General features: G+C 65.2%; 16 protein-coding genes. 6 read left to right on the plus strand and 10 right to left on the minus strand.

Annotated elements, in window-relative coordinates; genetic code table 11:
- The first annotated feature begins 217 nt into the window (after window positions 1-217).
- The gene (locus RAD10_RS29115) at window positions 218-4,333 is read left to right on the plus strand and encodes a bifunctional diguanylate cyclase/phosphodiesterase (protein WP_461620198.1); all 4,116 of its coding nucleotides are present in this window, start codon (window positions 218-220) and stop codon (window positions 4,331-4,333) included.
- Here RAD10_RS29115 and RAD10_RS29120 read toward each other — a convergent pair.
- From RAD10_RS29120 to RAD10_RS29140, 5 genes are all read right to left on the minus strand, one after another.
- Entirely contained in the window at window positions 4,307-4,648 is a 342-nt protein-coding gene (locus RAD10_RS29120) for a hypothetical protein (RefSeq protein WP_461620199.1), read from the minus strand. The two genes, RAD10_RS29115 and RAD10_RS29120, sit on opposite strands and share 27 nt — an antisense overlap.
- Before the next feature lie 187 nt (window positions 4,649-4,835).
- Window positions 4,836-5,828 carry a UDP-glucose 4-epimerase GalE gene (galE, locus tag RAD10_RS29125; RefSeq protein ID WP_461620200.1) on the minus strand — a complete coding sequence of 331 codons (993 nt, stop codon included), beginning with the start codon at window positions 5,826-5,828 and terminating at the stop codon, window positions 4,836-4,838.
- Window positions 5,829-5,847: 19 nt separating this feature from the next.
- Window positions 5,848-6,651 (minus strand): WecB/TagA/CpsF family glycosyltransferase, encoded by an 804-nt coding sequence (locus RAD10_RS29130; RefSeq protein WP_461620201.1) that lies wholly within the window; start codon window positions 6,649-6,651, stop codon window positions 5,848-5,850.
- A complete protein-coding gene (locus tag RAD10_RS29135; protein ID WP_461620202.1) occupies window positions 6,644-9,013 on the minus strand; it encodes an exopolysaccharide transport family protein in 2,370 nt (789 codons plus the stop codon). The genes RAD10_RS29130 and RAD10_RS29135 overlap by 8 nt, the downstream gene beginning before the upstream one ends.
- Before the next feature lie 291 nt (window positions 9,014-9,304).
- A complete protein-coding gene (locus RAD10_RS29140; RefSeq protein ID WP_461620203.1) occupies window positions 9,305-10,105 on the minus strand; it encodes a class I SAM-dependent methyltransferase in 801 nt (266 codons plus the stop codon).
- A 395-nt stretch (window positions 10,106-10,500) separates the two neighbouring features.
- Between RAD10_RS29140 and RAD10_RS29145 the strand changes: the two genes are divergently transcribed.
- On the plus strand, window positions 10,501-11,529 hold the full coding sequence (locus RAD10_RS29145; RefSeq protein ID WP_461620204.1) for a glycosyltransferase family 2 protein: 1,029 nt from the start codon (window positions 10,501-10,503) through the stop codon (window positions 11,527-11,529).
- A gap of 3 nt (window positions 11,530-11,532) precedes the next feature.
- On the opposite strand, the gene RAD10_RS29150 is transcribed toward RAD10_RS29145, so the two are convergent.
- Entirely contained in the window at window positions 11,533-12,525 is a 993-nt protein-coding gene (locus RAD10_RS29150) for a glycosyltransferase (protein WP_461620205.1), read from the minus strand.
- 245 nt (window positions 12,526-12,770) lie between these two features.
- On the opposite strand from RAD10_RS29150, the gene RAD10_RS29155 reads away from it, so the two are divergent.
- From RAD10_RS29155 to RAD10_RS29165, 3 genes are all read left to right on the plus strand, one after another.
- A complete protein-coding gene (locus tag RAD10_RS29155) occupies window positions 12,771-13,871 on the plus strand; it encodes a glycosyltransferase (RefSeq protein WP_461620206.1) in 1,101 nt (366 codons plus the stop codon).
- Window positions 13,872-13,886: 15 nt separating this feature from the next.
- Window positions 13,887-15,239 (plus strand): O-antigen ligase family protein, encoded by a 1,353-nt coding sequence (locus tag RAD10_RS29160; protein WP_461620207.1) that lies wholly within the window; start codon window positions 13,887-13,889, stop codon window positions 15,237-15,239.
- A 119-nt stretch (window positions 15,240-15,358) separates the two neighbouring features.
- The gene (locus tag RAD10_RS29165) at window positions 15,359-16,501 is read left to right on the plus strand and encodes a GNAT family N-acetyltransferase (protein ID WP_461620208.1); all 1,143 of its coding nucleotides are present in this window, start codon (window positions 15,359-15,361) and stop codon (window positions 16,499-16,501) included.
- A gap of 21 nt (window positions 16,502-16,522) precedes the next feature.
- Here the strand turns inward: RAD10_RS29165 and RAD10_RS29170 are convergent, their stop codons facing one another.
- Entirely contained in the window at window positions 16,523-17,062 is a 540-nt protein-coding gene (locus RAD10_RS29170; RefSeq protein ID WP_461620209.1) for an RBBP9/YdeN family alpha/beta hydrolase, read from the minus strand.
- Window positions 17,063-17,184: 122 nt separating this feature from the next.
- On the opposite strand from RAD10_RS29170, the gene RAD10_RS29175 reads away from it, so the two are divergent.
- On the plus strand, window positions 17,185-17,661 hold the full coding sequence (locus tag RAD10_RS29175; protein ID WP_461620210.1) for an Lrp/AsnC family transcriptional regulator: 477 nt from the start codon (window positions 17,185-17,187) through the stop codon (window positions 17,659-17,661).
- Window positions 17,662-17,722: 61 nt separating this feature from the next.
- Here the strand turns inward: RAD10_RS29175 and wrbA are convergent, their stop codons facing one another.
- The 3 genes from wrbA to RAD10_RS29190 form a co-directional block, all read right to left on the minus strand.
- Window positions 17,723-18,322 (minus strand): NAD(P)H:quinone oxidoreductase, encoded by a 600-nt coding sequence (gene wrbA, locus RAD10_RS29180; protein WP_091965995.1) that lies wholly within the window; start codon window positions 18,320-18,322, stop codon window positions 17,723-17,725.
- Window positions 18,323-18,475: 153 nt separating this feature from the next.
- On the minus strand, window positions 18,476-19,174 hold the full coding sequence (locus tag RAD10_RS29185; protein WP_461620211.1) for a pirin family protein: 699 nt from the start codon (window positions 19,172-19,174) through the stop codon (window positions 18,476-18,478).
- Between the two features lie 35 nt (window positions 19,175-19,209).
- On the minus strand, window positions 19,210-19,962 hold the full coding sequence (locus tag RAD10_RS29190) for an SDR family NAD(P)-dependent oxidoreductase (protein WP_461620212.1): 753 nt from the start codon (window positions 19,960-19,962) through the stop codon (window positions 19,210-19,212).
- Window positions 19,963-20,032 lie beyond the last annotated feature (70 nt).

Genomic DNA, 20,032 nt, shown 5'->3' on the forward strand with positions numbered 1-20,032 from the left:
CCCGTAAACCAATACAGGGCTGCAAATTCGTAAAGAGATCGCGGCTCTCGCTCAGGATTCGTCCCGTGCGGCGGTATTTTCGGTAGTTTCCCCCGGGTCGTTCGCAGCTCGTTCACTTTGATCGATTGTTTGCAGCGCGCAATAACCACCACTTAGGCGATGGCCCCTCATAAAGGCACCCGGGAGAAATAGGCAGAAATGCCCGGGAGCTGAGATCGTGCCGACGACACTCGCGCGCACCTTTGCGGCGTTGAGCGCCATCAACGAAGCGATCCTCTATGCGAAATCGCCGGACGAGCTGTACCAGAAGGTCTGCAACGCCGGGTTTTCGAGCGGGGATTTCTTGGCTGTCGCCGTGTTTCTGGTCGGACCGGACGACCGGCGACTCCATTTTGCGGCCGGCTGCGGCGACGACGTTGCGCGGCTGCGCTCGATCGAGATCACGACGGATGCCGGCACACCCGAAGGCTCGGGCGTCGGCGGCGAGGCATTTCGCGATCAGAAGCTGTGCGTCAGCAATGATTATCTGAACGACCCGCGTTCGCTGGCCTGGCGTGAGGGTGCAGCTTCCGCCGCCATTGGTGCGGCTGCGGCGCTGCCGCTGCTCTGCAACGGCAAGAGTGTCGGCGTGCTCTATGTGACCCGCCGCGAAGCCGGTTCGCTGAACGAGCAGATGGTGTCGCTGTTCGGGCGCATGTCGGCTAATATCTCCTATGCGCTGGACAATTTCGCGCGCGAAACCGCGCGGCAGACCAGCGAGCGCGCGACCCGGCGGCTCAATCGCATGTTCGGCGCCATCAGCGCCACCAACGAAGCCATCCTACGCGCCAAAACCGAGCAGGAGCTGTATCAGCTCGTATGTGACGCCTCCGTTCATGGGGGCAAATCGCTGGCGACCATCGTGTTGCTCCGCGAACCCGATTCGCATTGGATGAGTCCGGTCGCGTCCACCGGCCAGAACCTCGCACTGATCACCCAGGCGCGCTATTCGATTGATCCGGAGAATCCCTACGGCAAGGGAATATCCGGCGAGGTGTTCCGGACGCAGAAGGCCATCGTCGAGGACGATCTCGCCAGCCGCACCAGAGGCACGCCGTGGGAGCAGGCCAACGTCAACACTGGCGTTGCCGCCTGCGTGGTCGCGCCGCTGATCAGGCACGGTGAAAGTGTCGGCGTGCTCTTGTTCTTCATCAGCCGCTCCTGGGCCAAGGACGAGGAGATCGTCGCGCTCCTGCTGCGTATGGCGGAGAACGTCTCGTTCGCGATCGATAATTTCGGCCGCGAGTCCGAGAAGGCCAAAATCGCCGCCGAAGAGGAACGGCTGGCACGCATGTATGCGGCGCTCAGCGCCACCAACGAGGCGATCCTGCGGGCGCGGTCGCGCGCCGATCTGTTCGACCTCGTTTGCGAGGCGACGGCGAAGGGCGCCAAGTTCACTTCGGCCAACATCGCACTGGTCGACCCTCACGCCGGGCTGCTGCGCGTCGTCGCCTGTTACGGACCTAACGCCGATCAGGTTCGCAACTTCAAGTTATCCATCTCCGAGCAGGTGCCGGAAGGGCGCGGATTGACCGGCATCGCGTTCCGCACGCGCAAGCCCGCCATCAGCAACGACGTGCTCGCCGACGAGCGCATCGCGCCGTGGCACGCCAGCGCCCGCCGCAACGGGATCGCGTCCTCCGCGGCGTTGCCGCTCTTCAACGGCGATCAGGTCGAAGGTGTGTTCCTATTCAACTCTCCGGAGTGCGGCACGTTCACACCCGAATTCGTCGAATTGCTGCGCAAGCTCCAGGCCAACGTCGCCTTCGCGCTGGAAGGCTTCGATCGCGCCGAGGAGAAGGCGCAAGTGGACAAGCAGCGCAATCGCCTGAGCGGAATGTTCGAAGCGCTCAGCGCAACCAATGAAGCGATCATGCGCGCCAAGACGCGCGAGGACCTGTTCGAGGCCGCGTGCCAGGCAGCTATTCTCGGCGACGTGTTCGCGTCGGCAACGATCGGCATCATCGACGAGGAAAACGAGCTCGTTCGCGTCGTCGCGGTGAAGGGGCGCCTGCAGCAGCAAATGGTTGGACGGACCTGCAGCATTTCCGCCGACCATCCCGAAGGCGAGGGGATCATCGGCACCTCGCTCCGGACCCGCCGGCCCAGCGTCATGAACGACTATCTGAACGAGCCGCGGTCGGCATACTGGCGGGCGAAGGCGATCGAGGACGGAACGCGGGCCGCCGCCAGCTTCCCGCTTCTAAAGGCGGGCCAGGAGCCCATCGGCATCCTGCTCTTCCTCGCGCCCGAGGAGAACACATTCACGCCCGATCTGGTCGAACTGCTCGGGCGCCTTGCCGAAAACGTCTCCTTCGCGCTCGACAATTTCGACCGTGCCGAGGAAAAGGCCCGCACCGAGGCGCAGAAGGAGCGCCTGACGCGCATGTTCGCGGCACTGAGCGCGACTAACGAGGCGATCATGCGGGCGAAATCGCGCGCCGAGCTGTTCGATCTCGTCTGTCTCGCGGCCTCGAACGGTGCCAAGTTCACGTCGACGACCATCGCGCTGGCCAGGGTCGACAGCGACCATCTGGAGATCGTGGCGAGCGCCGGGCCGTCTTCCGACACCACGCGCAACGTTCGCCTCTCCATCGACCCCGAGCGGCCCGAAGGGCGCGGGATGAGCGGCACGGCGTTCCGCACGCGCCAGCCCTGCATCAGCAACGATTATCTCAACGACGATCGCGTCAGCGCATTCCACGCCGTTGTCCGCGGCGACGGGGCGCGGTCGGGCGCAGCGTTTCCGCTCATCGTGCACGATCAGGCCGTCGGCGTCATGATCTACATGTCGACCGAGCCGGCTACCTTCACGGCCGAGTTCGTCGAGCTGTTGCAGCGTCTGGCCGACAATGTGTCCTTTGCGATGGAGAATTTCGATCGCGCCGACGAGAAGAACGAGGCGGACGAGCGGATCGAGTACCTCGCCTCGCATGACAGCCTGACCGACCTTCCGAACCGCGAGACCTTCAACGGGCTGCTGCGGGGGGCGATCGACACGGCAGAGCGCCACGATCACCGTTTCGCGGTGCTGTTCATCGATCTCGACCGCTTCAAGGTCATCAACGATTCGCTCGGCCATGAGGCCGGCGACCTGCTCCTGCTCGAAGTCGCCAACCGCTTGCGCGGCGCGCTGCGGGAAAGCGATGTGGTGGCCCGCCTCGGCGGCGACGAGTTCGTGGTGATCCTCGACCAGTGCGGCGAGATCGACGACGTCCAGCGCATCGCGACCGGGCTGCTCGCTGCACTCGCCGAGCCCATGGAGCTGGCCGGACACGAGTGCCACACCACGGCCTCGATCGGTATCGCGATGTATCCGGCCAACGGCTCCGATGCGCAGACCTTGACCAAGAACGCCGACATGGCGATGTATCTCGCCAAGGAGGACGGCAAGAACGGCTACCGCTTCTTCTCCAAGGAAGTGACGACGCAGTCGATCGAGCGGCTGTCGCTGGAGAGCGCGCTGCGCCGCGCGCTGGAGCGCGAGCAGTTCTCGCTGAACTACCAGCCCAAGGTCGACATGGCGACCGGCCAGATTACCGGCGTGGAAGCGCTGCTGCGCTGGGCGCATCCCGATCTCGGCAACATCTCGCCGGCTCAGTTCATCCCGCTCGCGGAGGAGACCGGCCTGATCGTGCCGATCGGCCGCTGGGTGCTGAGGGAAGCCTGCGCGCAGGCCATGGCCTGGCAGCGCCGCGGCCTGTTGCCGTTGTCGATGGCGGTCAACCTGTCGCCGCGGCAGTTCGCCGACGAGCATCTGTTGCAGGACGTCGACGAGGCGCTGGCGGCCAGCGGCATGTCGCCGGTGCTGCTCCAGCTCGAAGTCACCGAGAGCATGATGATGCGCAATGTCGGTCGCGCGCTCAAGGTGCTCGATGCCATCCAGAGCCGCGGCATCCGCCTTGCCATCGACGATTTCGGCACCGGCTATTCGTCGATGTCGCTGATGAAGCACTTCCCGATCGACACCATCAAGATCGACCGCTCCTTCGTACGGGACCTGCCGCAGGATTCGGAGGACCAGGCGATCGCACAGGCCATCATCAGCATGGGCAAGGCGCTCGGCATGACCGTCGTCGCCGAAGGCGTCGAGAACGCCGAGCAGGAGGCCTTCCTGCGCACCCATGGCTGCGACGAGATGCAGGGCTTCCTGATCTCGAAGCCGCTGCCGGCCAAGCAGATGGCCGAGCTGTTGCGGCCGATGATCCTGCCTGTCGCCCCGCCGCTCCAGCCGGAGCCGGACGTTGCCGCCACGGAAGCTGCGGCGTCACGGCTGAAACGCGCTGTCGTCTGACGGCTGCGGGTGCAGCTCGCGGACCTCGTGTTCCCCGCCCTCGGCCTTGCTCGGAAAATCCTGAGGCCCCGTCAGCGACGTCTGCTCGACGAACAGCGCGAGAATCGTGTGCGCGCCCTCGGCGAAGCTCGCGCCCTCGTTCAAACCGAGTTCGGCGCACCATGCGCAACTCATCGGCTCCCGGTCGTCGAACACCGCCATGGCGGGTCCCCACCACCAGGCGGGCGCAGGGGAGCGCTCGTCCGCGGGCACAATGTGCCAGCGGGCAAACTCCTCCATCACGCGCTCGAACTCCAGGCGGGCGGCCTGATGCATTCGTTCCATGCTCCCAGGGATCCGCGACCGATGACAGGCCTTCGCGCCGAAATGATCGTGACCTGACGCTCGGAAAAATCGGCTCGCGCATTCGGACGAGCCAGGCATGCCGGCATCGTCGCCGGCAGCGAAGGCCCAGTCTAGCCGTTCACGCCTCCGCCGAGCAAGGCGCGGGCGCCCCGATTGCCTAACGCTGTCTGAACGGATGCGCCTTCTGGTGCCAGGCCCAGGCGGTGCGGATGACCGTCGCCAGGTCGGAATGGCCAGGCACGAAGTTCAGCACCTTTCGCGCGGCGGAAGGATCCGCGACCAGATAAGTCGGATCGCCGGCGCGGCGCGGCTTGATGGTGTGCGGCACCTCGCGGCCGGTTTCCTGCCTGATCGCGTTCAGGATCTCGCGCACGGAAAAGCCGGAGCCGGTGCCGAGATTGAAGCTGCCGCCGGCATGCCCGTCTTCCAGGAGCTTCAGGGCCGCGACATGCGCCGCGGCGAGGTCGGTGACGTGGATGTAGTCGCGGATCGCGGTTCCGTCGGGCGTGTCGTAGTCGTCGCCGAACACCGCGAAGTCGACATGGCCCTGCAGCGCCATCATGGCGCGGGGAATGAGGTGGGTTTCATTGTCGCGCAGCTCGCCGATGCCGCCGGCCGGATCGGCGCCGCTGGCGTTGAAATAGCGCAGGCAGAACGCGCCGAAGCCGTAGGCCGAGCGGTAATCGGCGAGCATCCGCTCGATCATCCATTTCGACGCGCCATAGGGGTTGATCGGTACGCAGGGAAAGTCTTCCGGCAGCTCCTTGGAATCGGCATTGCCGTAGACGGCGCCGGTCGAGGAGAACACGATGCGATGGCAGCCTGCGTTACGCATCGCCTGCAACAGCGACAGCGTGCCCTGAACGTTGTTGATGTAGTATTTCTGCGGATCGGTCATGGACTCGCCGACCAGGCTGGCCGCCGCGAAATGCATCACCGCCGTGATTTTGTGGTCGGCGAAGGCGCGTGCCAGCGCCGCGCCGTCGAGCAGATCGCCCGTCACCAGGGGGCCGGCAACGAAGCTGCGATGACCTGTCGAGAGATTGTCATAAACGACGGGCTGGTAGCCGGCGGCGGTCAATGCGCGGCAGGCATGCGAGCCAATATAGCCCGCGCCCCCAGTGACGAGGACAGTCGGTCGGTCGGTCATATCGTCTTCTGCTCTTCTCTTAGCGGAGGGGTCGGTTGCGGCTGAAGAGAAGATAGAGCGCGCGGGGGTTGGTGGTCAAATAGCGCCAGAACAGGCGGCGCGGCTCGAGCAAGGTGCGCCACGCCCATTCGAGTCCGACCTTCTGCATCCATTGCGGCGCGCGGGAACGGCTGCCCGACAAAAAGTTGAACAGGCCGCCTGATGTCTTGATAACGCCAACATTGGTCAGGTACGGCGTGAATTCCTCCACGAATGCCTGCTCGTTGGGCACGCCGAGCGCGACCCACAGATAGTCCGGCGCAAGCGCGTTGATCTCCTCGACTTTGGCGCGCAGCGCCTCGCCTCGCAGATAGCCGTGGCTGCGCCCGATGATCTTGAGGTCCGGATACATCTTCTGGACGTTCTCGACGGCCACGATGTTTTCGGCCTCGCTGGCGCCGAACATGTAGAAGGTGCGGCCGACCGCTTCCGCCTTGCGCGCGACGACGTGGAACAGGTCCGTGGTCGCGACGCGCTCGGGCAGGGGAAACCAGGATTGCAGCCTAGAGGCTGCCACCAGCGGCTGGCCGTCGGCGTTGATCAGGTCGGCGGCGCGGAACAGGCGCTCGGTCTGCGGTTCCGTCGAGCAGCGCGCCAGCACCTCGCCATTGGCCGAGGTCAGGAACAACGGACGGCCGATGCGATTGTCCGGATCGGTCGCTTCGATCATGAAATCGGCGGTCGCTTCCAGATCGATCGCGGCCATGCGGAGCCCGCCGACGGTGATTCGCGGCACGTCGGCCGTTGCTGCCCGTCCGTCGAGGTTGACGCGACGCTCAAGCATATTGTCTGCCTCGCTGGCGCGTTTGGATTGCAGGGGTGAGCTCGTCCAGCACGACGCCGACGAGCTTGCGCTCGGCGCGGCCCAGCGCGGTCAGGATCTCTTCCAGGCTGTCGTTGATGTCGTGGCTGGTCGGCAGCACCGCCACCAGCGCGTCGGTGTCGTCGAGCAGCTTGCGGCCGCCGGCAAGAAGCGGCATCGCGGGGCCGTCGAGGATCACGAGGTCATAGCCGCCTGCGGCGCGCGCCTGCGCAATCGCCTTGCGGATCGCGTCGGCGGCCTTGCCGGCGTCGCCTTCGCCGACCGGCAGCACCGAAATGCCATTGACCGTCTTGATCTCGCGTGCGGCCTTGCTGCCGATCGAGAGCCAGCCGAGCCTGCTCGGCTCGCTCTTGCCGGGGCGGCTGACCTTGTTCGAGAGCACGTGGGCCTGATGGTCGGCATCGATCATCAGCACGCGGGCGCCGTCGCGCGCGGCCGCGAGCGCGAAATTCAGCGCGATCACGCTGCGCCCGCTGGTCTCGCCGGCGGCGACGAGCGCGATGACCGGCATCGTCTTGTCGCCGGCGCGCCGGGCTACGGCGGCGCGCATATCGCGCCAGGCGTTGAGCAGTTTCGTCAGGGGAAAGCCGGGCCGCAATGTCGGCCAGCCCAGCCGGGTGAGGTCGACGCCGCCGCCGGTGGCGAGAATCGCTCCGAGCGTGTGGATGACGTCGGCCTCCTGGAGGCGCGCGATCAGCGGCTTTTCGATCAGGGGCTTTTCGACCATCGCAGGCTGCAGCGATGGCGCGGCAAGTTCGGGCAGGGCCTCCGCCACTTCCTGAGGTCGCGAAACCTGTGGAGACTGCGGAGCTTCCGGAGCCGGCAAAACCTCGGGAGTGCGCGTTCTCTCCGGTGCCGGCTTGCCCGCACGGCGGGCTGGCGCGGGCGCCGGCGCGCCGACGAGCAGGAGTTCGACCGCGGCGAACCAGCTTGACGCCGCGAGCGCGCCGAAGATGAAGCCGATCATGGCGAACAGGCTCATGGCGGGCGGGAACGAGCGCCGCTGCGGCACCGTCGCTTCGCCGATGACGCGGGCCGCCGAAGTGTTCAGCGTCTCCTGCTCCTCGGTCTCGCGCGAGCGCTTGAGGAAGGATTGATAGACGTCGCGGCTGGCATCGGCCTCGCGCTCCAGTTCGCGCAGGCGGACGGCGGCCTGGCTGAGCTGCACGCTCTGCCGCTTTTGCGCTTCCATGGCCCGGTTCAGCGAGGCCTCATAGTCGCGGGCGCGCGTCAGATCGTTCTTGGCCGACTGGGCGAAGCGATCGATCTCCTCGCTGATGGTGCGCTTGAGATCCTCGACCTGCTTCTCGGTCTGGCGCAGCGCCGGATGGCGCGGCCCGAGCTCGCCGGCCTGCTCAGCATATTTCTTGCGCGCATCGGCATATTGCGCGCGCAGGTTCGCGATCGTCGGCGATTGCAGCGCTTCTGGAATCGCACCTGCATCGGCAGCGGTACGGCGGCTGGCCTCGATCTGGTCGAGCCGCGCCTGCGCATCCATCGTCGCCGCGCGGGCGGCGGAAAGCCGTTGGTTGCTGGCGGAGAGCTGCTGATCGCTGATCAGCGCATCCTGGGTGCCGACGAAATTGTTCTGGGCTTTGTAGGTCGCGAGCGCGGTCTCGGCGTTGCGCAGCCGCTCGCGCAGCTCCTTGAGGCGGCCGGAGAGATCGTTGGTGGCGCGCCGTGCGGCCGAAGCCTGCGAGTTGCGGGATTCGGTGAGGTAGGCATTGGTCAGCGTGTTGGCGAGCATCGCCGCTTTCGCCGGATCCGTCGACCAGACCTCGATGTCGACGATGAAGCTCTTTTCGGTCTTGCGGATCGTGATGTGCCTGTTCAGCGCCTCGAGCGCCGCAAGCTGCACTTCCTTGTTGTCCGCTGCAGAGGGAGCGCGCGGCTGCAGGCCGATCAGGCCGATCAGCGACGACATCAGGCTCTGGACGTCACCGCCGCCGCCGAATTCCGGGTCCTTGTCGAGACCCGCCTGCTGGATCACCTTGAGCAGTACGCTGTTGGAGGTGATCAGGCGCGCCTGGCTCTCCACCACCATGGACATGCCGGAGACGTCCTGCGCGCGCGGCGTGAGCTCACGATCGACGAGCTGAAGCTCGCGCGGATCGACATAGAGCTGGGCGGTGGCGGTGTAGCGGGGCGTCAGGCTCTTGCCCACGGTAACGGCAAGCGTTGCGCCGAGCAGGGCAGCCGCGGCAATCGCGATCTTGCGCCGCCAGAGCAAATTGGCGAGCTCCAGCACGTTGAAGCCAGCCTGGGGCCTCTGTTGCGGCGACTCCGGTCTGGCCCGATCTATCGGCTGGTTATAGTCAAGCATGATCCCCAGCTTTCATTCCAACTGCCGCAGGCTGAGGGGCTACTCTTCGCTCTACGCCATGCACCCGGGATATAGGTGCCCAATCAACGCAACAGGGAAAATTAACCATACTCATTGAGGGACTATTCACCGAAATGGCAAACAAAGCGTTTAAGCGCTTGCCACTCCGCGGTGCGTCCTCGTGACGCCAGCGACGCCGGGGCTCCCTGGAGATTAACGGTTCGTTACCGCGCACGGCATGGCCGCGAGGCTCCGCTTGTTTTGCAATGGGCCGCGCGCGCGTCATGATGCTCAGCTTTTCCGCAGGATGACGTGATAGTCGCCGCGGCGGACGTCGACGCCCCGCGGCAGCACGGCGTTCAGAACGGCGGCGCCGGCGTCCACGAGCGCCGCGAACAGCGGCTTGCGCCGGCGCATCTCGGGATAGCGCGGACTCTCGACCTCGCGGCGGTAGATCATCTCAAGGCCGTTGGCAGCCGCGAAGGCTTCGAGGCGGGGCAGCGTCACCAGCGGATGAAAGAAGGTCGGGAATGGCGGCTCACCGGGCATGCCGGCATCCTTGATGCCGCGGATGTGCCGGTAGAACCAGACGTGAAACCAGTGTGGCGAATATTTGGTGACGACGCCGGACAGCGAGCGGGGATTGGGCGCGCCGATCAGGATCATGCCGCCGCGCTTGAGCGCATCGCGGAAGTTCAGGAGCGCGGCGTCGACATGGGGCAGATGCTCGATCACGTTGTAGCAGATCACGAGATCGAAGGTCTCGCGCCCGAAGCGGTAGGTCTGCACGTCGCCGAGGATAGCCTCGTCCGCGTAGGTGTTGTTGCGGACCTGGTCCTCGTCGATGTCGACGACGGTGACCTTGCTGCGTCCAGGCAATTCCGGTGGCAGGACGCTGCACGAGCCGCCGCCGGCTTCATAGATGGCGAGCTGGCCTTGCGGCAGCTCGCGCCGCAGCAAATCGTGAACGGCGAGCAGGCTGTCGCGGGCTTCGCCCGGGACGAGATCGTGAAGTGCCTGGACGGAGGACGCGGCCGCGGGAATCTGGATCGCCGTGGCTGTCGCAAAATCAATCGTGGCTGGCTTGTTCATATTTTCTGACCGCGCTTGTTCTATTCAAATTTACAGGAAAAATATCGCGAGCCCGAAGAGCAAATCTGATGCCGCGCCGTCTCACCGGTCGCAGTGCTTACGGTCGGGTTAATGCGCATGCGCATTAACTACGGCATTGTTCATGTTGGGGTCTTCGTCGGCGCATGGACCGCGAATTGCAGTACCACGTGCGCATGATTTCGCGGGAGAAACAGGCGAAAGCGGTTAAACGCATGATGTTATCTTGGGACGGCCGGGAGACTGGCGTGAGGCGCAGGCACGCGCCATCAACTGGCCGTTCGTTTTGGGACGCATCTGTCTCGTGACGATGTGCCGTCGCGGGACGTACGAATGAAGCAGGGCTTTTTCAATATATCTCGGACATCTAGAACGTCATGACATTGATCCCGACAGACCTGTCTGCCACGCGTATCTCGGATGCAGTGCGCGATCCCAACCGGGAGATCGTGGCGAGCTCCGGGGTCATCGACCTGTCGGTCGGTATCGTCGTCTGTATTCCCTGTTTCCGCCGTCCGCAGCACCTGCGGCTGACGCTGGAGTCGCTGGCGAACCAGCGGACCCCGCGTTCCTTTGCCGTCGTCATGGTCGAGAACGACGCCGCGCAGCGCGAGAGCGCGCCGGTTGCCGCGGAGTTTCTGGCCGCCGGCAGGCTGCAGGGCGTTTGCCTCGTCGAGAAGCGGCAGGGCAATTGCCAGGCGATCAATGCTGCGTTCGAGACGGCGCAGGCACTGTTTCCTGCCGCGACCCGCTTCCTGATGATCGACGACGACGAGATCGCGTCAAGCGACTGGCTCGAACTGATGGTCCGCACCGCGGAGGCGACCGGCGCCGACGTGGTCGGCGGGCCGGTGCTGCCTGTGTTCGATGACGACAGCAAGCCGTGGCTGTCGCGTCATCCCGCTTTCCGTCCCGCCTACGACTATTCCGGCGCGGTGCCGCTGATCTATGGCTGCGGTAATTGTCTGATCACGCGCGCGGCCTTCGAGCGGTTCGATCGTCCCGCGTTCGACCTGCGCTTCAATTTCCTCGGCGGCGGCGATTGCGATTTCTTCGTGCGGTGCCGTGATGCCGGCATGATCTTCCACTGGACGGCGGAGGCCGTCATCACCGAGACCGTGCCGCAAAGCCGCACCAGCCTCGGCTGGATCGCCAAGCGTGGCCTGCGCATCGGCGCGATCAATTATCGCGTGCAGTACAAGGCCGCGCAGAGCGCGGCGGCGCGGGCGCGGGTGTTCGTACAGATGCTCGGACGGTTGCCGCTCTCGCTGGTTCGGTCCGCAGGTCTGCTGACGTCGTCGAAAGCCGTCGTCGCGATGCACCCCGTGATGGTCGCGTTCGGCTCGATGCTCGCGGCATTCGGGATCGAGCCGAAGCCCTATGAGGCCTCGAAGATCGTGTCGTGACGACTAGATGCCGAAGCGGGCGAGGGCGGTCCTGGCTGCGGCGCGCGGCAACGCCTTGAGCGAGCGCCGGCCGACCATTCCAAGATAGCCAAAAGCCTGGCGATATCGGCCGAAGCGAACCGCCTGCATCGCCGAGTAGGTGATGAGATGAAGTTCGGCGGCGAGGCGCAGTCCGGCCGCCGAGCCCTCGGGCAGGCGTGCCAGGATCAATCCGTCGTCGAATACCCGCGCGATGGCAGGGAAGAAATCCTTCGGCGTCCGCACCGCCGCGTTCATGGTGTTGGCGGTATGCAAGCGATAATCGAGCAGCAGTTTTGGCGCGAACTCGAACTCGCCGATCGCTGCCAAGCGGCACCAGCAATGCCAATCCTCGCAATATCTGAGCGAGGTGTCGAAACCACCGATGGCGCGGAAGGCTTCCGCGCGTGCCAGCGCAATACCGCCATTGACGATGAAATTGCCGGCGGCGAGCCGCGTCAGCACGTCGCCGGACGGCTTCCGGCGCCCCTTCAGCAGGCCGCGCCGACCGATCTGATGTCCTTCGCTGTCGATCGTGTTGTAATCGCCATAGACGAGCACCGCCTGCGGAGCCCCGCGTGCCGCCTCCAGCAGCGCCGCCACTGCGCCGGGGCGAAGGCGGTCGTCGGCATCGAGGAAGAGCAGCCAGTCGCCGCCGGCATATCGCGCACCGAGATTGCGCGCCGCCGACACGCCGGCGGAGTCATTCGTGATCAGGCGCAGCCGCGGATCGCGAATGCCGTGGACGACGGCGGCGGTGTTGTCGGTCGAGCCGTCGTCCACGACGATCACTTCACCCACCTCGCCCTGTGCCAGTGCGCTGGCGAGGGTCTCGCCGACATAGGCCGCAACGTTCTTGGCGGGAATGACGACGGACACTGACCAGGTCGAGCTCGACGGCAGCGGTTGGCGTAGCGCCGGAACGAGGCGTGTGGTGGCCGGCAAATCGAGAACGTCTTCGGCGGTGATCTGAGCCACGGCTCGCCTTTAAGAGTCTGTTAACCAGGACGCTTGCGCTGATTGGATGATGCGATCGATCGCAACATGGGCAGGCCTGCGAATGATACTCGCATTACAGCCAGATCGTTGTCGGGAAGCCGTGCGCGGCGCTGGTTTCGTCAGTTAGCGTTAAGCCGCCGGCATTAAGCCTGTGGCAAATTTGGAAGAGTGCGACCGCCGGTCCCATGCGAGAATGCGCATCCGGTTGCCGCGGATGGAATCCAGTGCCCGCAAAGACATTCGAACACGACCCAGATGCGATGATCCTCAACCTCTTCTATGAGGACAAGGACGATCGCTGGTTTCCCGGCGACCGGCATCTGCGGCGCATGGCGCGCCGGTTGCTGCTCGGCGAGCCGCGCATGAGCGGCCAGCTCCGCGTGTTCCTCAATCTCTGTGCGGGGCTCGACCGGCTCGGTATCCGCTACCGCGTCAACGATTACGGCTACATCGCGCGGCATCCCGACGAGCTCGCCTGCATCGTCGGCCGCACCTTCCTGCTCGACAAGTTCGCGTGGAAGAACCCGATCCTGCTTGGCGTCGCCGCCCACAATCATCCGCTCGACGACCTCGATTTGTTCAAGCGTCTGCCGGTGAAGAAGGTTGTGGTGCCCGGCCCCTGGTACGTCGACATGTACCGGCCGTACTGGCCCGAGACGGAGGCTTGGCCGGTCGGCATCGACACCGATCTCTGGGCGCCGTCGCGGGCCTCGCAGAAGGCCGTCGATGTGCTGATCTACGACAAGGTCCACTGGGACCGCGAGCGCTATGCGCCGGAGTTGATCGAACCCGTCCGCGCCCGCCTGCGAAAAGAGGGGCGCTCGTTCACGGAGCTGCGCTATGGCAGCTACAAGGAAGAGGATTATCAGGCGGCGCTGGCGGCCTCGCGCGCGATGATCTTCCTGTGTCAGAACGAGAGCCAGGGTATCGCCTATCAGCAGGCCCTGTCTTGCGGCGTGCCGGTCTTCGCCTGGGATCCGGGCGGCCCGTGGCGAGACCCCGATTACTATCCGCACCGCGTGCAGTTCGCGCCGGTGTCGTCGGTGCCGTATTGGGATGAGCGCTGCGGGGCCAAATTCGTCGACGTCACCGGGTTCGAGGCTGGTTGGGAAAACTTCTGGGAAGGGTGTGCCGCGGGCGCGTTCGATCCGCGCGGCTATATCCTGGACAGCCTCACGCTGGAGCAACGGGCGCTGCAATATTACGAGATTGCGCGGAGCATCGTGCGGCAGCCGGCGGCGCAGACTTCCGAAAGGGCTGGTGACGGACGCTCAATGGGCTTGAGCCAGGACGTCGAGCTTCACCGGCGTCACCAAGTGTCTTGAGCCGTGGACCGCAGCATGGACCGTAGCGCCGCCGACATGACTGACCTCGAGGCCCGACCGTTGGGCCGCGCCTTCCGCGACGGCCTGGCGCAGCTGAATGCCGTGCAGGCGGCGCGCTGCCTCGTCGCCGTCGCCTCGCTGCTGCTGGTGCTGGTGACGCTCGATCCGTTCCCGGACCTACGGAATCCCGACGTCACCACCGTCGTCGGCGGACGAATGGCGCTGGCCTATGTGTCCTGGGGACTGCTCGCTGCGGTCGCGGCGCTGCTCGTCGCCACCACGGATGCGCCCGCGCTGAGGACCCTGGTGACGCCGCTTCATCTCTGCCTCGCGGGCTGGCTGGTGATCAACATTGTCCTCTCCGAAAGCCGCGGCGTTTCGATCCAGCGCTTCGTGCTCGCCGCCAGCGTGACGTCGCTCGCCGTCCTGCTGCCATTGCTGCCGCCGACGCAGCGCAGCTTCAACTTGTGTTTGGGCGGGGCCGCGCTGGTGCTGCTTGCGCTCTGCTATCTCGGCGTCTTCCTCGCGCCGCACTATTCGATCCACACCGGGCTTGATATTGGCGAGCCGCAGCTTGCCGGCGACTGGCGCGGCAGTTTTGGCCACAAGAACATCGCCTCACCCGTGATGACCATCTTGGTCTATGTCGGCATCTACCTGGCCGCCGTCGGCTCGTTCGTGATGGGACCCGCGATCGCCGCGCTGGCCGGCATCTTCCTGATCTTCACCGGCGGCAAGACGTCGTCTGTGCTGTGCCTTGCGATCTACGCGCTCGCGTCGCTGGTCTACGTGACGCCGAGCCTGTGGCTGAAGCGGATCATCTGCTTCGTGCCGCTGATCGTGATGAACCTGCTGACGGTCGGCAGTGTCTTGAGCCCGACGCTCGGCGGCATGACGCGGCTGCTTCCCCTTGATCCGACCTTCACCGGCCGCTCCGCGATCTGGGAGTTCGCGCTCGCGGCCGTCGCCGAGAAGCCGATCATCGGTCACGGCTATGCGGCCTTCTGGGATGATGTCACGGCGCGGCAGACCGCCCAGGGCGCCGAATGGGCGACGTCGGCGGCGCATAGCCACAACAGCTATCTCGACCTCGCGGTCACCATCGGTCTGCCGGGGCTGCTGCTCGTGATCCTCATCTTCGTGCTCGCACCGCTCGGCAATTTCCAGTCAGCCCAGGCTCACAGCCGCAGTGGGGCGCTGGCAAAGCTGTTCCTGACCGTTTGGCTGTTTGGCCTGTATTACGGCGCGACCGAGACCTTCCTGCTCGAACGGCAAAACCCGATCTGGTTCATGTTCGCGCTCGCAGTGGCCGGCCTGCACTTCCTCGCCAGGTTCCAATGCGTCGCGCAGATGGAACCGCAGCGCTGACAGCTTGTCGCAGTCGGCGCGATGGTGGCATCGGCTTAACGATTGAGCGGCTACGTCTCTTCTGGTGTGCGACAAAACATAATCTATCTCGAAACATTCAGTAATCGTATGCCCCGCAGATGACGTTCCTCAGCGTCGAGCAACCAGATGGCCTCGTGTCCAGCACGTCGAACATCGCTGTCGATTTTGTGCGTGACTGGCGGCAGGCCGCGTCGCGTCTGAGCGCCGGGCACCGCACCGCATTCCAGCATCGTTACTGGCTCGATGCATGGTACGAGGCGTTTCACGATTTTGCGCCGCTGATCGCGATGATCTCGGATGCCGCCACCGGTAAGGACATCGCGGTCGTACCGATGGTCAGCCACATCAGGCGCGGCATCCGCATCGTCGAATTCGCCGATCTCGGCGTCTCCGACAACAACGCGCCGATGCTGGCGCTCGATGCCGCATTGGATGCGGCGGCGATGGATGCGATCAGCTTGGCACTGGTCGAGGCATTGCGCGCCTTGCCCGACCGCTTCGACCTGCTTCGCCTGAAGAAGATGCCGACCCAGGTCGGCGGCAAGCCAAATCCGCTGGTGTCGCTCGGGCGGATCGGATCCTCCTCGCTCAACGGCAATGTCGTGCTGCTGGGCGACGACTATGAGGACTACCAGGCCTCGATCAAGCGCATGCAGATGCCGCGTTGCTGGCGCGTCTTCAGCCGGCACGAAGGTGCGCGGTTCGAGATCGCCGCGAACGTTGCGCGCGCGCATGAGCTCCTTGACGTGATGGATGTCCAGCAGCAGGCGCGCATGCGCCAACTCGGCTCGCGGTTCGTCCTCAACGACGATGCCCATGCCCGGTTTTACCGTGAGGTCGCCCGCCAGGGCGTCGCGGAAGGCTATGCCGTCGTCACAGCGCTCGTCTGCGATAGGGATATTGTCGCCACCGCGTTCGGCGTCAGATCCGGCGCGACCTATTACCTTCTACGCATCAGCCACGCCGGCAATTCATGGTCGAGCTGCTCGCCGGGACTGCTCGTCGCCGAGCGCACGATGGCGGCGCTGCATGCAGAGGGCGTGCGCCGTTTCGACCTCAGCATCGGCAATCAGGATTACAAGCGGCGCTTCGGTGCCGAGAGGGTGCCGCTGACCGACGTCAGCATCGCGCTGTCCTGGCGCGGCGGTCCGTTTGCTTGGCGCGACCATGCCGCGCAGGGTCTGCGTCGCTATCCCGCGCTCGCCGACGTCGCTGCGAAGGCGATACGCAAGATGCGCTGACAGCGGCTGTCTGCTCGCCCGTCACCTCGGAAGGCCCGCGCAGAAGGCATCCAGCAATGCGCGACCCTGCGGCCAGTCGCCGAGCCCGCTCGACCCATTGATGTGGCCGAGTGCGCCCGGCACGATCAGGCCGGACTGCCAGGCGCGTGCGCGCCGCTGTGTCACCTCGATGCCGCCATAGGGATCGTTCGTGCTGGCGATGATGAGCGAAGGGAAGCGCAGCGCACGGTCGGGGACCGGCTTGAAGGCGGCGGCCTCCGCTGGGAAGCTGGTGCCGTCAGGATCGGGGACCGCGACCAGAAATGCGCCCGCGATCGCGGATGGGAAGCGGGTGGACCAGTGCGCCACGAGCAGGCAGGCGAGGCTGTGGGCCACCAGCACGGGCGGCTTCGCGCAGCGCCTGACCGCTCGCTCCAGTGATTGCTCCCAGTCGTCGAGCTCGGGCTGGTCCCAGCTCGTCGGCTGAAATCGTCCGAAGCACGCATCACTGCGCTCCCAGAGCGTCTGCCAATGGGTGTCGCCGGAGCCGCCGAGGCCGGGCAAGGTGATGATGTCGTGCATAATCGTCCCGTGATATCTGAGATGGAGGCGCAGTGTGGCCGGTCACGATGCTGCGTGACATGGCAGATCATCGGCGGAATCGATCATCTGCCGATGATCTCAAGGCGGAATGGAGAATTTTCTTGGATCGTTTCGGAAGTATCGACGCCAAGGACCTGAAGATCCTCGAGGCGCTGCAGGCCAATGCGCGCGTGCCGTTGTCCGAGCTTGGCCGTTCCGTCGGCCTGTCCCAGCCGGCTGTCTCCGAGCGCGTCAAGCGGCTGGAGGAAGCCGGAATCATCGAAGGCTACGGTGCCCGGATTAACCCGCGCGCGCTCGGGCTTGGCCTGATGGCGCTGGTGCGCCTACGCACGTCGCATGAGCACATCAAGACCTGCCTGAAAAGATTCAGCGAGATTCCGTACATCATCGAGGTCCATCGCGTGACCGGCGATGACTGCTTCGTGCTGAAGGTGCTGGTCCCGGCGCCGGAAGATCTCGAGACGATCGTGGACCGCATTGCCGGTTTCGGCACTGTGACGACCTCGCTGGTGCTGCGGAGCGAACCGCCGCGGCCGATCGGCCGCGAGCTCGTCGGGAAGAAGACCGAGCGGAGCTGAGGCGGCATTCCCGAAAGAGAATGCCGCCCGTCGCATCAGCCGTGCAGTTCAGCCGTATAGCTCAGCCATGGAGCTTCTTGGCGGTCTCCGCGATCTGGCGCCCCTGATAGCGCGCGCCGGCGAGCTCGTTGGCGCTGGGCTGGCGGCTGCCGTCGCCGCCGGTGATCGTGGTGGCGCCGTAGGGAGCGCCGCCGGTGACCTCGTCGAGCTTCATCTGGCCGGCGAAGCCATAGTTCATGCCGACCACGACCATGCCGAAATGCAGGAGGTTGGTGATGATCGAGAACAGCGTCGTCTCCTGGCCGCCATGCTGGGTCGCAGTCGACGTGAAGGCGCCGCCGACCTTGCCATGCAGTGCGCCCTTGGCCCAGAGGCCGCCGGCCTGATCGAGGAAGTTGGCCATCTGGGAAGCCATGCGGCCGAAGCGGGTGCCGGTGCCGACGATGATCGCGTCGTAATTGGCGAGATCCTCAATCTTGGCGATGGGGGCGGCCTGATCGACCTTGTAATAGGAAGCTTTGGCGACCTCGGCCGGCACCAGCTCCGGCACGCGCTTGATGTCGACGGTGGCGCCGGCCTCGCGCGCGCCTTCGGCGACGGCATTCGCCATCGCCTCGATATGGCCATAGGCGGAATAATAGAGGACGAGAACTTTGGTCATGGTGGTCTCCGTTGGGGGGATGCGTTGAGTTGTCTTGTTCGCTGTCATTGCCGGGCTTGACCCGGCAATCCATCGGGCTTGAAGAAGGTCCTTGCGAAGGTGATGGATGCCCGGCTCAAGGCCGGGCATGACGAGTTGGCGTGTAGGCAGCGTTCACGCTGCGTCGACGAGCACGAGCTCGGTGTCCTCGAGCGCGGTGATCTTCAGCCGGTCCTCGTCGCGGATCGCGGCGCCGTCGCGGGCGTTGACGCGCACGCCGTTGATCTCGACAGCACCCGCTGCGGGCACGAGGTAGAGATGCCGCGACTTCTGCGGCGCGTACTCCGCGCTCTCGCCGGCCTTCAGCGTAGTTGCGAGCACACGCGCATCGGCGCGTATCGGCAGCGCGTCCGTGTCACCTTCGATCCCGCTCGCGATGGTGACGAGCTTGCCGGAGCGATCCGCTTTCGGAAACGGCTTCGACCCCCAGGTCGGCTGTCCGCCGCGCGCCGTCGGCTCGATCCAGATCTGGAAGATCCGCGTCTTGGTCGGCTCCAGATTGTACTCGGAGTGGCGGATACCGCTGCCGGCACTCATCACCTGCACGTCTCCCGCTTCAGTGCGGCCCTCGTTGCCGAGGCTGTCCTGATGGGTGATCGCGCCCTCGCGCACATAGGTGATGATTTCCATGTTGGCGTGGGGATGGGCGGGAAAGCCGGTGTTGGGCGCGATCTCGTCGTCGTTCCACACCCGCAATGCGCCGTGACCCATGTTGTTCGGGTCATAATGGCCAGCGAAGGAGAAATGATGCTTGGCCTTGAGCCAGCCGTGATCGGCGCCGCCGAGCTTGTCGAAAGGTCTGAGTTCGATCATCTGCGTAATCCTTGTGTGGGTGGTTGGCGCCTCGATCAGGCGCCGAACCCGCCGTCGACATTGAGCACCGTGCCGGTGACGAAGGAGGCGTCCGGGCTTGCGAGGAAAACGATTCCGGCGGCGACTTCCTCGGGACGGCCGAAGCGTTGCAGCGCGTGCTGCTTGCGCTGGGTCTCGGCGAACTCGCCGCCATCCTTCGGATTCATGTCGGTGTCGATCGAGCCCGGCTGCACCACGTTCACGGTGATGCCGCGCGGCCCGAGGTCGCGTGCCGCGCCCTTGGTGTAGCCAACCACGGCAGCCTTGGTGGCGACGTAGTCGGCAAGCCCAGGGAACGAGGCGCGGTCGGCGAGCATGGAGCCGACGGTGACGATGCGGCCGCCTTCACCCATCAGCTGCGAGGCGGCGCGGATCGCCGCGATCACGCCGTGCACGTTGACCTGGTCCTGGCGGGCGAGGGCATCCGTGTCGGCATTGGCGTCGTCGATGGCACCGCCAGTGGCAACGCCGGCATTGTTGACGAGGATGTCGAGATGGCCGAATTCCTTGGCGACGTCGTTGACGAGTTGCGCGACGTCCTTCGCGGAAGCCTGGTCCGCCCTGAAAGCGCGGGCCCTGACGCCCTTGGCCTTCAACTCGGTGACGACGGCTTCCGCCTTTTCCGGCGAGGCCACATAGCTGATGGCGACATCCGCGCCTTGGTCGGCGAGAGCGCGCGCAGAGGCCGCGCCGATGCCGCGCGAACCGCCGGTGACGAGGGCAACCTTACCTGAGAGCTTCTTGGTCATTGGATTTCTCCAGTCCTGAATGTCTGATGACCCCTTGGATAAGCCTTCGTCTGTGGTATAGAAATAGAAA

The organism is Bradyrhizobium sp. 23AC (assembly GCF_054863025.1).

What these genes read in the sequence shown, in the direction of transcription:
- RAD10_RS29190 (WP_461620212.1), bottom strand. Translation starts at nt 19,962, where the DNA reads ATGACCAAGAAGCTCTCAGGTAAGGTTGCCCTCGTCACCGGCGGTTCG.
- RAD10_RS29160 (WP_461620207.1), top strand. Translation starts at nt 13,887, where the DNA reads ATGGACCGTAGCGCCGCCGACATGACTGACCTCGAGGCCCGACCGTTG.
- RAD10_RS29130 (WP_461620201.1), bottom strand. Translation starts at nt 6,651, where the DNA reads ATGCTTGAGCGTCGCGTCAACCTCGACGGACGGGCAGCAACGGCCGAC.
- RAD10_RS29120 (WP_461620199.1), bottom strand. Translation starts at nt 4,648, where the DNA reads ATGCATCAGGCCGCCCGCCTGGAGTTCGAGCGCGTGATGGAGGAGTTT.
- wrbA (WP_091965995.1), bottom strand. Translation starts at nt 18,322, where the DNA reads ATGACCAAAGTTCTCGTCCTCTATTATTCCGCCTATGGCCATATCGAG.
- RAD10_RS29140 (WP_461620203.1), bottom strand. Translation starts at nt 10,105, where the DNA reads ATGAACAAGCCAGCCACGATTGATTTTGCGACAGCCACGGCGATCCAG.
- RAD10_RS29165 (WP_461620208.1), top strand. Translation starts at nt 15,359, where the DNA reads ATGACGTTCCTCAGCGTCGAGCAACCAGATGGCCTCGTGTCCAGCACG.
- RAD10_RS29185 (WP_461620211.1), bottom strand. Translation starts at nt 19,174, where the DNA reads ATGATCGAACTCAGACCTTTCGACAAGCTCGGCGGCGCCGATCACGGC.
- RAD10_RS29145 (WP_461620204.1), top strand. Translation starts at nt 10,501, where the DNA reads ATGACATTGATCCCGACAGACCTGTCTGCCACGCGTATCTCGGATGCA.
- RAD10_RS29135 (WP_461620202.1), bottom strand. Translation starts at nt 9,013, where the DNA reads ATGCTTGACTATAACCAGCCGATAGATCGGGCCAGACCGGAGTCGCCG.
- galE (WP_461620200.1), bottom strand. Translation starts at nt 5,828, where the DNA reads ATGACCGACCGACCGACTGTCCTCGTCACTGGGGGCGCGGGCTATATT.
- RAD10_RS29170 (WP_461620209.1), bottom strand. Translation starts at nt 17,062, where the DNA reads ATGCACGACATCATCACCTTGCCCGGCCTCGGCGGCTCCGGCGACACC.